Source organism: Microbacterium sp. LWH12-1.2 (assembly GCF_040675825.1).
In the GTDB taxonomy this organism is placed as follows: domain Bacteria; phylum Actinomycetota; class Actinomycetes; order Actinomycetales; family Microbacteriaceae; genus Microbacterium.
The window spans coordinates 1,131,428-1,145,547 of record NZ_JBEGIJ010000001.1 but is presented as its reverse complement, the minus strand read 5'-3'; the positions used below and the strand labels follow the sequence as shown (position 1 = coordinate 1,145,547).

The window sequence follows — 14,120 nt, the reverse complement described above, 5'->3', positions numbered from 1 at the left end:
GGGGTGACCGATTCCGTTGATGTCCCCATTATCGCTCCTGTCTTGGCCGGCGACGTCGTGATGCCCGGATACGCGCACCCGGGAGACGCCGGTGCGGATCTCGTCGCAGCCGAGGCTGTTCACCTCGCCCCGGGCGAGCGGGCGCTGGTCGGCACCGGCCTGCGGATCGCCCTCCCCGAGGGTTTCGCAGCATTCGTCGTCCCGCGCAGCGGACTCGCCGCGAAGCACGGAATCTCGATCGTGAACTCGCCGGGGACCGTCGATGCCGGCTACCGCGGTGAGATCAAGGTGAGTCTGATCAACACCGATATCCACAGCGCGTACGATGTGGCCGTCGGAGACCGCATCGCACAATTGATCGTCATGCCGGTGACGCGCGCCGTCTTCCTTCCGGTCGAAGAGCTGTCGGACAGCGTCCGCGGCGTTGGCGGATTCGGATCCACCGGATACCAGGCAGAACAAAACCAAACCCCAGCAGGGCAGGGCAATGACTGACAACACCCCCCACACTCAGAAGTCGGCACCGCTGAACCGGGCCACCGACGGCCCCTTCGACGACTCCGAGGCGAACCCGGTTCGCCCGTACATCGATCTCGGCGGCATCAAGATCCTCCCGAGGGAGGGCCTGAACCTGCGCCTCGAGGTCGAGGAGCAGACCAAGCGGATCGTCGCGGTCGGACTCGACTACGCCGACTCGTCGCTCCAGGTGCAGCCGTTCGCCGCTCCCCGCTCCGGTGGGCTCTGGGACGAGACCCGCGTGCAGCTGCGCGATCAGGTCCGCACGCAGGGCGGCCGTGTCGAGGAGCGCGACGGCCCACTGGGCAAGGAGCTTCTCGCTGAGGTCCCCGCCCCGGCGAGCGAGGGCTCCGGACTCCGGCTCGCCCGATTCATCGGCATCGACGGTCCGCGCTGGTTCCTCCGCGGCGTCATCGGCGGAGCCGCCGCATCCGACCCGGAAGCGGCGGAGAAGGTCGAGGACCTCTTCCGTTCGATCGTCGTCGTCCGCGGTGGTTCGCCGATGCCTCCCCGCGACCTGATTCCGCTGAAGATGCCGGCTACTCCGGGTTCCGCGTGAGCGCGAGCGCACCCGATCCCGACGCCGAGCGCGAGCAGAGCGCGACGGAGATCTTCGGCGCGGCGCTCGGCGGTGCTGCACGTCGCGCGGGGCTCGACCCCGCAGACAGCTCGTCGACGCACAAGGTCGTGTGGTCAGCGATGGGCGGATGGCGCGGCATCCTCGAATCCGTCCTGCCCAGCCTCGCCTTCGTCGTTCTCTTCACGGTGAAGCCGGATCCACTGATCCTGGCGCTCGGCGTCTCTGTCGGCATCGCTGCGGTGTTCACGATCGTGCGGCTGCTGCAGAAGTCGCCACCGGCTGCCGCACTGGGCGGGCTCGTCGCGGCCGGCGCCGCGGCTGCCCTTGCGCTGTGGACGGGGCGTGGCGAGGACAACTTCGTTCCCGGATTCATCACGAACTCGTTGTACGGCTCGGTTCTTCTCATCTCCGCGCTCGTCGGGTGGTCGCTGATCGGGCTCGCCGTCGGCTTCCTGATGGGGGAGGGCACGGCGTGGCGCAGCGATCGGCGCAAGCGTCGGGCGTTCTTCTGGCTCGGCATCGCATGGGCCGCGCTGTTCTTCGCGCGTCTCGGCGTGCAGCTGCCGTTGTACTTCGCCGGTGACGTCACGGCGCTCGGCACGTTGAAGTTGATCATGGGATTGCCGCTGTTCGCGCCGATGATCGCTGTCACCTGGCTCGTGGTGCGGGCACTCTATCCCCGCACGCCGTCGGAGGACGTCGCCGTCGAATCGTGATAGATTTATCTTGACGTCAAGATAAATTGAAAGCTTCTGCCGAGAGGCCGAAACGCGCAGACTGGTTAGGTCCGCCTTGCTAGCCGCCGGACCTCAGAGGCGAGCAAGATGGAGACGCCTGCCGCTCCCATCCGATCAGAAGGAGACGCACTCGTGTCGACGGTGAACAGCTTCGGTGCCAAGAGCACCCTGACGGTCGGCAGCACCGACTACGAGATCTTCCGCATCGACACGGTGCCCGGTTTCGACAACCTCCCCTTCAGTCTCAAGGTCCTCCTGGAGAACCTGCTCCGCACCGAAGACGGCGCGAACGTGACGAAGGCGCAGATCGAGGCGCTCGGATCGTGGGATGCCGCCGCTGAGCCGAACACCGAGATCCAGTTCACGCCGGCGCGCGTGGTCATGCAGGACTTCACCGGCGTGCCGTGCATCGTCGACCTCGCCACCATGCGTGAGGCCGTCACGGCTCTCGGCGGCGACGCGAACAAGATCAACCCGCTCTCTCCCGCCGAGATGGTCATCGACCACTCGGTGATCGCCGACCTCTTCGGCAGCGAGAACGCGCTCGAGCGCAACGTCGAGATCGAGTACGAGCGCAACGGTGAGCGTTACCAGTTCCTGCGCTGGGGCCAGACGGCGTTCAGCGACTTCAAGGTGGTGCCTCCCGGCACCGGCATCGTGCACCAGGTGAACATCGAGCACCTGGCCAAGGTCATCTACGACCGTGATGTCAACGGTGTCCTCCGCGCCTACCCGGACACCTGCGTCGGCACCGACTCGCACACGACGATGGTCAACGGCCTCGGCGTGCTCGGCTGGGGCGTCGGCGGCATCGAAGCCGAGGCTGCGATGCTCGGCCAGCCCGTGTCGATGCTCATCCCGCGCGTCGTCGGCTTCAAGCTCTCCGGTGAGATCCCGGCCGGTGTGACGGCGACCGACGTCGTCCTCACGATCACCGACCTGCTGCGCAAGCACGGGGTCGTCGGAAAGTTCGTCGAGTTCTACGGCGCCGGCGTGGCATCGGTCCCGCTTGCGAACCGCGCCACCATCGGCAACATGAGCCCGGAGTTCGGCTCCACGGCGGCGATCTTCCCGATCGACGACGTCACGCTCGACTACCTGCGCCTCACCGGCCGCAGCGACGAGGCCGTCGCGCTCGTCGAGGCTTACGCCAAGGAGCAGAAGCTCTGGCACGACGCCTCGCACGAGCCGACCTTCAGCGAGTACCTCGAGCTCGATCTCGGAACCGTCGTGCCGTCGATCGCCGGACCGAAGCGCCCGCAGGACCGCATTCTCCTCTCCGAGGCGAAGGCGCAGTTCGAGCAGGACATCCTCAGCTACGCGTCGGCATCGACGTCGGATGACATCGTCGATCTCGACTCGAAGCACTCGTTCCCGGCATCCGACCCCGGCTCCGTCCCCGGTGAGGAGGAGACGACCACCCGTCCCGTGCACATCAACAGCGGTGCACCGGCGAATGCCTCGAAGCCGGTGCCGGTGACCACGCCGTCGGGGGAGAAGTACATCCTCGACAACGGCGCTGTCACGCTTGCCGCGATCACGTCGTGCACGAACACCTCGAACCCGTCGGTGATGATCGCCGCCGGACTCGTCGCGCGGAAGGCCCTCCAGAAGGGTCTGAAGCAGAAGCCATGGGTGAAGACCACGCTCGGCCCGGGATCGAAGGTCGTCACCGACTACTACGAGAAGTCCGGTCTCGACAAGGATCTCGAAGGCCTCGGCTTCTACACCGTCGGCTACGGCTGCACGATCTGCATCGGCAACTCCGGTCCGCTGATCGAGGAGGTGTCCGAGGCGATCAACTCTCACGATCTCGCCGTCACCGCAGTCCTCTCCGGGAACCGCAACTTCGAGGGTCGCATCAGCCCCGACGTGAAGATGAACTACCTTGCCAGCCCGCCGCTGGTCATCGCGTACGCGCTGGCCGGTTCGATGCACTTCGACTTCGAGAACGATGCGCTCGGAAAGGGCACCGACGGCGAAGACGTCTTCCTGCGGGACATCTGGCCGACGCCCGACGAGGTGCAGAACCTCGTCGACTCGTCGATCTCCCGTGAGCAGTTCATCAAGCAGTACTCGACCGTCTTCGAGGGCGACGAGCGCTGGAAGAGCCTGCCGACTCCGGATGACGCGATCTTCCAGTGGGATGAGAACTCGACGTACGTCCGCAAGGCTCCGTACTTCGACGGTATGACGATGGAGCTCACCCCGGTGCGCGACATCCAGGGCGCGCGCGTGATGGCGACGCTCGGCGATTCGGTCACCACCGACCACATCTCGCCGGCCGGAAACATCAAGACGGGCACGCCGGCCGCGGAGTACCTCACCGCGCACGGTGTGGACCGCAAGGACTTCAACTCCTTCGGCTCGCGCCGCGGCAACCACGAGGTGATGATCCGTGGCACGTTCGCGAACATCCGTCTGAAGAACGTCATGGTCTCGGCTGTCAACGACGGTCAGGTCGTCGAAGGCGGCTTCACGCGCGACTTCACGAAGCCGGGCGGACCGCAGTCGTACATCTACGACGCCTGCATGAACTACGCCGAGCAGGGCACCCCGCTCGTCGTGTTCGGCGGCAAGGAGTACGGTTCTGGATCATCGCGTGACTGGGCGGCCAAGGGCACCAGCCTGCTGGGCGTCAAGGCGGTCATCACCGAGAGCTTCGAGCGCATCCACCGCTCCAACCTGATCGGCATGGGCGTCGTCCCGCTGCAGTTCCCGGCTGGGGAGAGCTGGGAGTCGCTCGGACTCGACGGCACCGAGATCGTGTCGATCGCGGGCCTCGAAGAGCTGAACTCGGGCGTGACCCCCAAGACGGTGCGCGTCACGGCGACCCCGAGCGAGAACTCGGCCGAGGGCAAGCAGCCGATCGAGTTCGACGCGGTCGTGCGCATCGACACCCCCGGTGAGGCGGACTACTACCGCAACGGCGGCATCCTGCAGTACGTGCTGCGTTCGCTGGTGTAATTTCTCACGACAACGTCACAGCGCCCGCTCCGGTATTCCGGGGCGGGCGCTTCGTCGTCGCGCGGCGCGATGATGGGCGCACCGCGGAAGGCGAGGCTGCTCGCCGCCGTGCGGGAAGACCGTCCGCAATGGCCCGCTCTCCGGGGATTCCCGGAGAGCCGCGATAGGATCGAAGGGTTCTCGTCCGTCCGATCGGACGAGCCGCACAACGCCTGTGAGGAGGTGCAGATGCCCATTCTTCCGAGCATCTCAGGACCCCGGGATCTGGACGCGCTGTCTACCGAGCAGCTGGTGGAACTGGCCGAGGAGATCCGCGCTTTCCTTGTCGAGAACGTTTCGCGGACGGGCGGCCATCTCGGCCCGAACCTGGGTGTCGTCGAGCTGACCATCGCCCTGCACCGGGTCTTCTCCTCGCCGGACGACCCCTTCATCTTCGACACCGGGCATCAGTCGTATGTGCACAAGCTGCTCACCGGGCGTCAGGACTTCTCTGATCTGCGTGTGCGCGGGGGCCTCGCCGGTTACCCGCAGCGCAGCGAGAGCCCGCACGACGTGGTCGAGTCTTCGCACGCCTCGAGCTCGCTCAGCTGGGCGGACGGGATCTCACGTGCGCTGACTGCGACCGGCCGTTCGGACCGTCATGTCGTGGCCGTCGTGGGCGATGGGGCGCTCACCGGCGGGATGACGTGGGAGGCGTTGAACAACATCTCCGATGACAATGACCGCAACCTCGTCATCGTCGTGAATGACAACGGCCGATCCTACGCGCCGACGATCGGCGGCATGTCGCGGTACCTGAACAGGGTGCGCACCGCCGCCGCGTATAAGGACCTGCACCGCAAATCGGATCGCCTGTTCCGCGCCTTCGGGCCCGTCGGGCGTGCCGTGTTCCGGGGTGTGCGTGGCGGAACGCATGGGTTCCTCTCGCGCTTCACGAACAATGAGGCGCTGTACTCGAATCTCGACATCAAGTATCTCGGGCCGGTCGACGGGCATGACCTGGGCGCGCTCCTGGAGACTCTCGAGCTCGCCAAGTCCTATGGCGCTCCCGTGATCGTGCACGCGATCACCGAGAAGGGGCGCGGGTACCAGCCGGCGCGCGACGATGAGGCCGACCAGTTCCATGCTGTCGGGCGCATCGACCCGACCACAGGCGAAACCCTGTCCAGCGGTGGCCAGGGGTGGACGGATGTCTTCTCCGATGCGCTCGTCGACGCAGGTCAGCGTGATCCGAAGATCATCGCGATGACGGCAGCCATGCTCCGCCCGACCGGACTCGCGCCGTTCGCCGAACGCTTCCCCGACCGGGTCTACGACGTGGGGATCGCCGAGCAGCACGCGGTGGCCTCTGCTGCCGGTCTCGCCTATGGCGGCTTGCACCCGGTTGTCGCCGTCTACGCCACGTTCATGGGTCGAGCTTTCGACCAGGTGCTGATGGATGTCGCCCTGCACCGCGCAGGCGTCACGTTCGTTCTTGATCGGGCCGGCGTCACCGGTCCCGACGGGCCGAGTCATCACGGCATGTGGGATCTGGCGATGCTGCAGATCGTCCCGAACATCCGCATCGCGGCTCCCCGTGACGGTGCCCGGCTGCGCGAGGCGCTGGACGAGGCCGTCACCATCGACGACGGTCCCACCGTCATCCGCTTCCCGAAGGGCGAGGTGGCCCCGGAACTTCCCGCGATAGAGCGTCTCGATGACGGCGTCGATGTGCTCGCCCGTGGCGAGTCCGAGGATGTGCTTCTGGTCGGGATCGGCCCCTTCGCCGCATTGGCGATGGACGTCGCTGCGCGATTGCGCGCGCAGGGGATCGGGGCGACCGTGATCGATCCGCGCTGGGCGATTCCGGTGCAAGCATCCGTCGTGACCCTGGCCGCTCGGCATCGTCTGGTGATCACGCTCGAGGATGGCATTCGCGTCGGCGGAATCGGCACTCGCGTTCGGCAGGTGCTCCGGGAATCCGGCATCGATACGGCCGTCGATGAACTGGGCCTCCCGGATCAGTTCATCGACCACGCGTCGCGCGAGCAGATCCTCGCGGATGCCGGCCTCACAGCCTCGAAGATCGCGCAGGACGTCGTGTCTCAGGTCCTCGGCACCCGGATCCCGGTCGCGCGCAACGCCGGCGAGACCGGCGCGATCGACCTCCCGCTGCACGAACGGCGCTGAACGGGCTCAACGGCTCGCCAAGACGTTCTTCGCTTTGCCCTCAGTTCAGGGCGTGCAGCGATGCGACCGCCTGGGCGCCGCGGTCGGTGTCGCGCAGGGCCGTCGACAGCAGGTAGCCGTCCGTCAGCGAGTCGCCGGTGACCATCACGCGGACGAGCTCCACGCCGCAGGCGCGGCGCACTTCCTCAGCGCTGGCAGCGATCACCCGGGTGTTGATCTCGTCGTTGTGCGGGAGCTCTGCGTCATCGAATCCGCGGATCACGTCTCTCAGGGCCGCGCCGACGATGTTCGACGCGCGCTCTTTGACGTTGACGACATCGAGTTCGAAGACGCGCAGATCACGGCCGGTCGGAATGGGTCGCCACTCGAAGGAGGCATGCACCCGGAACTGTCGCCCGGTGGCGCCGCTCATCTCGCGTGCGGGGAGGTCAGTCGCCCGGCACCGCACGTCGATGAGTCGGTACCAGTAGAAGAGCGGGAAGGCGCCGTGCGACCCCGGATCGAGGACGACGACTTCTCCGACTGCGCCGCCGCGGTTCGTGGGACGCCGCTGCGGACGGTTGCGGATGATCGGCTTGCCGTTTCGCGTGCGGATCGCCGCCCAGCCCTCGTCGACGGTCACGATGAAGATCTTCAGGAGAGCCGGAACGACCAGCAGAATCGTGAGGATCGCGGTGCCTGTCTTGAACAGACCCGATATTCCCTTGCCGCCCAGCATCGAGAGGAGCATGTCCATGACACCACTGTGCACGCTCCGCCGCCCTCGCGCGGCGTCCTGAGGCACCACAGCGGTGGTGTTCACACGCTGTTCCGTGCCTGTTCCCTGCCGAGTCGTGCGGTGGAAACGCAACGACAGGCGCCGGTGCTCGATCGTTCAGGTGAGCTGCGCCAGAGTCTCCGCGAGCACGGCTTCCACCGTCGCCGTCGCGCGGACTCGATCGACGGCGACGAGACCCACACGGGAACGTCGATCGAGGATGTCATCGACCGTCATGGCGCCTTCGGCGCGGACGGCGAACTCGATCTCTGCACGTGTGAGTTCAGCATGGGAGGCCGCGCCCGACGTCGGAATCACGGCGCTGTCCACGAGTCGGAGGGATGCCGTCCGGCTCGGGGGTGCGCCAAGTGCGCCGGTGCTCGAGGCGAGGTCGACGGCGTCCTCGGCCATCCGACGGTATGTCGTGAGTTTGCCGCCGAGCACGTTGACGAAGCCGGATTCCGAGACGGCGACGAGATGGCGGCGAGAGATGTCTGCTGTCGAGTCTGCTCCCGTGTCCACCAGCGGGCGGAGCCCGGCGAAAGCGCCGCGGACCTGATCCCTGCGGATGGGGACAGACAGCACCCGGTTGAGATTCGACAGCAGAAACGTGATCTCGCCCTCCGTCGGGACGGCGACCCGAGGCACTGGGCCCGGAGCGTCTTCGTCCGTGAGACCGACGATGACGCGCCCATTCACCTGTGGCAAGGCGAAGACGTAGCGACTGATCGAGCCCTCGTGCGGGATGGTGAGCGCCGCGGATGGGTGACCGAGGTCGGCGGCATCGAGCACGATGTGCGTTCCCCGGCTGGGACGGACCGTGATCGACTCGTCCAGAGTGCCCGCCCAGACGCCGGTGGCGTTGACGACGCTGCGCGCTCGGATCTCGAGGCGTTCGCCGGTCAGCGCATCCTCAGCCTTCGCCCCGCCACCGTGGAGCTCGAGTGCCCTCACCCGAGTGAGGATGCGGGCGCCGAGACCTGCGGCGGTGCGCGCCACCGTCACGACCAGCCTGGCGTCATCCACGAGCTGACCGTCGTACGACAGCATCCCTCCTCGAAGACCGCGCGGGTTGAGGGCGGGAACGAGAGCGTTGGCGGTGCGGGCCGAGACGAGACGTGGCGCAGGCAGTGCCTTTCGCGGGGTGCGCGCCCGCATCCGAAGCAGGTCGCCCATGCCCATGCCGGCTACGCCGGCGGCGCGCTGTCGTGCCGTCACGCCGGGAGCGAAGGGGAGCAGCTGACCGAGGGGCCGAATGAGATGCGGTGCGATGACCGTCATCAGCAGGTGGCGTTCGAAGGCGCTCTCCTTCGCGGTGGCGATGTCGCCGGTCGCAAGATAACGAAGACCGCCGTGCACGAGCTTGGAGCTGAATCTGCTGGTGCCGAACGCCAGGTCGTCCGCTTCGAGAAGAGTGACGCTCAGTCCACGTGACGCGGCGTCGAGCGCGACTCCGACTCCCGTGATGCCGCCTCCGACCACGAGCACGTCGACCATCTCCTGAGCCGAGCGGCGGAGTTCTTCGGCCCGACGCGCGACATTGAGGTCGGGGGAGGGAGAGGTCATGGTCGGAGCAGCCCATCGAGCGCGGCGCGAAGCTCGCGCTCCCACGCCTCCGGGGAGATCAGCTCGGACACTGTGCCGTGCGACAGCACTGCCGATTGCGCGATGAGAAGCAGCATCACTGCGATCTCGTTCGGCTCGCCATCACGAACGGTGCCACCCTGTTGCGCCTCGCGGATGGCGATCGTCAGCCACTGCAGGATCATCCGCTGACTCGATCCGACGCGCTGCAACGTGTAGCGGGTGAAGACCTCGGGCTCGTCCTCGAGCAGTCGCCCGTAGACGGCATCGTTGCGAAAGAGCGAAGAGAACCGAAGCACGTCGTCGACCAGGTTCTGACGCGACCCGGCCTGGGTGGGGAACTGCTCGACGATTCCCGCCACGCGCCGGAGCAGAGCCGCGCGGACCACGTCGTCGGCATCGCTCCAGCTTCGATAGATGGTCGGTCGGCTATGGCCTGCTCGCCGTGCCAACTCTGCGATGGTGACGCCGTGGACCCCGCGGCGGCTGATCAGCGCGTCGGCCGCGTCGAGGATGCGCGATTGCGTGGCATCCCATTGCGGCGACGGGACGATCGGCGGATCGGCGATGACTTGACGTTCTTCCATGATGTGTCACACTGTAACGCATGACGCAGGAGAACGGCAGCGACGCCGCACAGTCGGAGATGCGGTGGAACGGTTGGGGCGACCCGGCCAAGGCGCAGGAACTCCCGCGAGCGGTGCGCGCTCTTCTTCCGTTGCTGCTCGGGCGGATCCGCAAGCCGGATGCACCGGTCGTCCTGGGCGATGTGCACCTCGAACCCTCGGCGCTTCAGTCGGACGATCTCGAGGCGTTCGTCGCGGTCGTCGGGATCGCGCACGTGGATGACTCCGCAGAGGCGCGGATCCGTCACGCCGGGGGGCGCTCGACTCCCGACCTGCTGAGGCGACGCAGACAGCACCAGGCCGCGCCGGATGCCGTGATCCTCCCGGGCAGTCACACCGAGGTCGCTGCCGTGCTCGGCGTCGCGGCCGAGCGTGGTGTCGCGGTGATCCCGTTCGGCGGCGGAACGAGCGTCGTGGGAGCTCTCGCACCTGAGCGCGGCGCGCATCGGGGCGTCATCAGCTTGGATCTGCGGCGGCTCACCGGCCTCATCCATCTCGATGAGGTCAGCGGTGAGGCGCTCCTGGCCGCCGGCACGACGGGCCCGGACGCCGAGGCTCTGCTGACCGCACGCGGATACGAACTGGGTCACTATCCCCAGAGTTTCCGCTATGCCACGATCGGCGGATTCGCGGCTGCGCGCTCATCGGGGCAGAACTCTGCGGGCCTCGGGCGATTCGACGCGATGGTCACGGGGATCCGCGTGGCCACCCCGACCGGCGACATCGAACTCGGTCGTTCACCGGGGTCGGCAGCAGGCCCGGATCTCATCCGCGTGTTCCTGGGGTCGGAGGGCATCTTCGGGGTGATCACGGAAGTCCGCGTGCGCGTGCATCCGGTACCTCGTGATCGCATTCTCGAGTCCTGGAGCTTTCCGGACTTCGCCCGAGGCGCCGACGGACTGAGGCAGGTCGCACAGCACGGCGGAGGACCGACGGTCATCCGCCTGTCCGACGAAGCGGAGACCGCTGTCAGTCTCGCGCAGGTGGGCAGGATCGGGAAGGCGCTCGCGAAGGGCGCCAGCATCGTCACGGTGTACGAGGGGGAGGGCATCTCCGATCGTCGCGCTCGTACGTCAGCACTGCTCACCGCCGCAGGAGGAACGTCATCCGGTGAGGGGGCGGCCGAGGAGTGGCTGGATGGACGCTTCGACGGTCCCTACCTGCGTGACGCGCTGCTGGACGCGGGCGTCTTCTGCGAGACGCTGGAAACGGCGACCACGTGGTCGAACCTGCACGCGTTGCGGTCGGCGGTGACCGCCTCCCTGCACGAAGGAATCACGGATGCAGGTGCGAGGCCGTACGTGATGTGCCACGTCTCGCACATCTACCCGACGGGCGCGTCGCTGTACTTCACGGTCCTGGCCAGCATCCGATCGGATCCTCTCGAAGCCTGGGAGGTGATCAAGGGGCGTGTGAACGATGCGATCATCGCGACGGGCGGCACCATAAGCCACCATCACGCCGTCGGACGCGATCACGCGCCGTGGCTCGAACAGGAGATCGGTGAGACGGGGGTGCGGATCCTCGCCGCGATCAAGCGCGAACTCGACCCCTCTGGGATCCTCAACCCCGGTGCCGTGATCTCGATGGATCGAGCGCGCTGACGTGGCCGAGCACATCGCGGTGCTGTCGAATCCGTTCGCGGGCAAGGGGCGAGGGCGCAGAGAGGCCGACGCCGCCGTTGCCCACCTTCGAGCTGGTGGCGCCGAAGTGAAGGTCTACACAGGGGATTCGGCGGCGTCGAGCCTGGTGCTGGCGGCGCAGGCGCTCGGCGCGAATCCCCGGGTACTCGTGGTCGTGGGCGGCGACGGAACCCTGTCCGGCATCCTCGACCTCGTCTGTGCCGCTTCCGTCCCCGTCGCGCTGGTGCCGGCCGGAACCGGCAATGACCTCGCTCGGGCGCTCGGCCTGCCACGACACGACCCGATCGCCGCGGCGGAACTTGCGCGGACCGGTGTGCGCAGAGCTGTCGACGTCGGCACGATCCGCACGGCGGAGCGCACTGCCTCTTTTCTCACTATCGCAGCTCTCGGGTTCGACGCGAAGGTCAGCGACCGCACGAATCGGCTCCGTTGGCCGCATGGCGCGCTGCGGTACTACGTGGCGTTGCTCATCGAGCTCGCGCGGCTGCGTCCGATGGAGTTCTCGGTCGGATTCGACGGCGCCGCTCCGACGAACGCCGCCGGGACACTGATCGCCGTCGGCAACACCGCCAGCTACGGAGGCGGGATGCCTGTGTGCGTCGGGGCAGCACCCGATGACGGGATGCTCGACGTCGTCCGGGTCGCGCCGCTCTCGCGCATCCGTCTCCTGACTCTCTTCCCCCTGCTCCTGCGCGGGACGCACTTCACGCGCCCGGAGGTACGACACGACCGCGTGCGCGAGGTCACCGTGAGCGCCCCCGGACTCGTCGTCTACGCCGACGGCGAGCGCATCGGCGAGGATGCATGCACCATTAGTGTGCGCCCGGCCGCGCTGACCGTGATGGTGCCAGCGGCACCGGAGGTTTCTGCATGATCGAGTACGACGAAGACGTCGTTGTCATCGGATCGGGTTTCGGCGGCTCGGTCGCGGCTCTCCGACTCGTCGAGAAGGGCTACCGCGTCCTGGTGTACGAGGCGGGACGGCGCTTCGAGGACGACGACTTCGCCAAGACCAATTGGAACGTACGTCGCTACCTGTGGGCGCCTGCGCTCGGCTGCTTCGGGATCCAGCGCATCCATCGCCTCCCGCACGTGATGATCCTCGCGGGCGCCGGCGTGGGCGGCGGATCGTTGAACTACGCCAACACCCTGTACCAGCCCGGCGGCGCGTTCTTCGCGGATCCGCAGTGGGGCTCGCTGGCGGATTGGGAGACGGAACTCGCCCCGCACTACGCGACGGCGAAGAGGATGCTCGGCGTGGTCGAGCGCTACCCGCACACGGGTCCTGTCGAGCGCATCATGGCCGGTGCCGCCGAGGATCTCGGTGTGGGGAGCACTTTCCGCCACGCACCGGTCGGCGTGTGGTTCGGCAGGCCGGGCGAGCGCACGGCTGATCCCTACTTCGGCGGTGAGGGCCCGGCGCGCACCGGCTGCACGCTCTGCGGCAACTGCATGGTCGGATGCCGGGTGGGCGCGAAGAACACGCTGATGAAGAACTACCTGGCTCTCGCCGAGCGCCGAGGTGCGGTCATCGAGCCGTTGCGAACGGTGACGGACGTCCGCGAGCTCGCGGACGGCGGATTCGCCGTCACGACGCAGCGCAGCGGTGCCTGGCTGCGCCGCGGGCAGCGGACAGTGCACGCCCGCCAGGTGGTGCTGGCGGCGGGCACCTGGGGTACCCAGCAGCTTCTGCACCGGATGAAGCAATCCGGTGCTCTCCCGGGAGTCTCGGATGCCGTCGGACGTCTCACGAGGACGAACTCCGAGGCCCTCGACGGAGCGGTCGCGGTCGCCGTACCGGAATCCCTCGAGCTCGCTCGCGGCGTGGCGATCACGACATCGTTCCATGTCGACGAACGTACGCACGTCGAGAACGTGCGGTACGGCCCCGGATCGAACCTGATGGGCGCGCTCGCGTCGGTCATGGTGCCTGGTGACCAGCGACTCGGACGACGTCTTCTCGGGCTCGTCGGCCGGGTTCTTCGTGCGCCGATTCGTCAGTTCCGGCTGGGATCACTCCACCGCTGGAGTGAACGCGGGATCATCGCGCTGGTCATGCAGACCGCAGACAATTCGCTCACGTTGTCGCTGCGGCGACGGTTCGGGCGGTTGGTGATGACGAGTGCGCAAGGACACGGTGAGCCGAACCCGAGCTATCTCCCGCAAGCGCATCGCGCAGCAGCGGCGATCGCCGCGCGGGTGCAGCAGGAAGGTGGCGTGCCCACCGAGGCCAGAGGGTCATGGCCGGAGGTCTTCGGCATCCCGCTGACCGCCCATTTTCTGGGTGGTGCGGTGATCTCGGAGACGCCGGAGACCGGGGTCGTCGACCGCTACCACCGTGTGTGGGGTCATCCGAGGCTGCACGTCGTCGACGGTGCCGCTGTGCCGGCGAACCCGGGCGTGAATCCTTCGTTGACGATCACCGCGCTCGCGGAGAGGGCGATGTCCTTCTGGCCGCGCTCCGGTGAAGAGGACGAGCGCCCCGCGCAGTAGACGCACAGAAGGGGGCCGCGCTCAGCGCGGCCCCCTTCTTCTCAAGCG

General features: G+C 67.4%; 11 protein-coding genes. 8 read left to right on the top strand and 3 right to left on the bottom strand.

Going from position 1 to position 14,120, the window contains the following annotated elements:
* Positions 1-3 precede the first annotated feature (3 nt).
* From dut to dxs, 5 genes are all read left to right on the top strand, one after another.
* Complete coding sequence (dut, locus tag MRBLWH12_RS05465) at positions 4-495, top strand: dUTP diphosphatase (RefSeq protein ID WP_363546951.1); 492 nt, start codon at positions 4-6, stop codon at positions 493-495.
* Complete coding sequence (locus tag MRBLWH12_RS05460) at positions 488-1,075, top strand: DUF3710 domain-containing protein (protein ID WP_363546948.1); 588 nt, start codon at positions 488-490, stop codon at positions 1,073-1,075. Before dut ends, MRBLWH12_RS05460 begins: the two co-directional genes overlap by 8 nt.
* Entirely contained in the window at positions 1,072-1,812 is a 741-nt protein-coding gene (locus MRBLWH12_RS05455; RefSeq protein ID WP_363546945.1) for a DUF3159 domain-containing protein, read from the top strand. Before MRBLWH12_RS05460 ends, MRBLWH12_RS05455 begins: the two co-directional genes overlap by 4 nt.
* A 153-nt stretch (positions 1,813-1,965) precedes the next feature.
* Positions 1,966-4,800 (top strand): aconitate hydratase, encoded by a 2,835-nt coding sequence (locus MRBLWH12_RS05450; RefSeq protein ID WP_363546942.1) that lies wholly within the window; start codon positions 1,966-1,968, stop codon positions 4,798-4,800.
* 228 nt (positions 4,801-5,028) lie between these two features.
* Positions 5,029-6,969, top strand: a complete 1,941-nt coding sequence (dxs, locus tag MRBLWH12_RS05445) for a 1-deoxy-D-xylulose-5-phosphate synthase (RefSeq protein ID WP_363546939.1) — start codon at positions 5,029-5,031, stop codon at positions 6,967-6,969.
* A gap of 40 nt (positions 6,970-7,009) precedes the next feature.
* Here dxs and MRBLWH12_RS05440 read toward each other — a convergent pair whose 3' ends face one another.
* The 3 genes from MRBLWH12_RS05440 to MRBLWH12_RS05430 all read right to left on the bottom strand — a co-directional run bounded on the left by MRBLWH12_RS05440 (position 7,010) and on the right by MRBLWH12_RS05430 (position 9,897).
* Positions 7,010-7,705 carry an SPFH domain-containing protein gene (locus MRBLWH12_RS05440; RefSeq protein WP_341974627.1) on the bottom strand — a complete coding sequence of 232 codons (696 nt, stop codon included), beginning with the start codon at positions 7,703-7,705 and terminating at the stop codon, positions 7,010-7,012.
* A 138-nt stretch (positions 7,706-7,843) separates the two neighbouring features.
* Positions 7,844-9,292: a glycerol-3-phosphate dehydrogenase/oxidase gene (locus tag MRBLWH12_RS05435; protein ID WP_363546937.1), complete on the bottom strand. Its 1,449-nt coding sequence runs from the start codon at positions 9,290-9,292 to the stop codon at positions 7,844-7,846.
* Entirely contained in the window at positions 9,289-9,897 is a 609-nt protein-coding gene (locus MRBLWH12_RS05430; protein ID WP_341974631.1) for a TetR/AcrR family transcriptional regulator, read from the bottom strand. The genes MRBLWH12_RS05435 and MRBLWH12_RS05430 overlap by 4 nt, the downstream gene beginning before the upstream one ends.
* Before the next feature lie 20 nt (positions 9,898-9,917).
* On the opposite strand from MRBLWH12_RS05430, the gene MRBLWH12_RS05425 reads away from it, so the two are divergent.
* The 3 genes from MRBLWH12_RS05425 to MRBLWH12_RS05415 are packed head-to-tail and all read left to right on the top strand — an operon-like array spanning position 9,918 to position 14,072.
* Complete coding sequence (locus MRBLWH12_RS05425; protein ID WP_363546933.1) at positions 9,918-11,540, top strand: FAD-binding oxidoreductase; 1,623 nt, start codon at positions 9,918-9,920, stop codon at positions 11,538-11,540.
* Between the two features lies 1 nt (position 11,541).
* Positions 11,542-12,453, top strand: a complete 912-nt coding sequence (locus tag MRBLWH12_RS05420) for a YegS/Rv2252/BmrU family lipid kinase (RefSeq protein WP_363546930.1) — start codon at positions 11,542-11,544, stop codon at positions 12,451-12,453.
* Positions 12,450-14,072 carry a GMC family oxidoreductase gene (locus MRBLWH12_RS05415; RefSeq protein ID WP_363546927.1) on the top strand — a complete coding sequence of 541 codons (1,623 nt, stop codon included), beginning with the start codon at positions 12,450-12,452 and terminating at the stop codon, positions 14,070-14,072. The genes MRBLWH12_RS05420 and MRBLWH12_RS05415 overlap by 4 nt, the downstream gene beginning before the upstream one ends.
* Positions 14,073-14,120 lie beyond the last annotated feature (48 nt).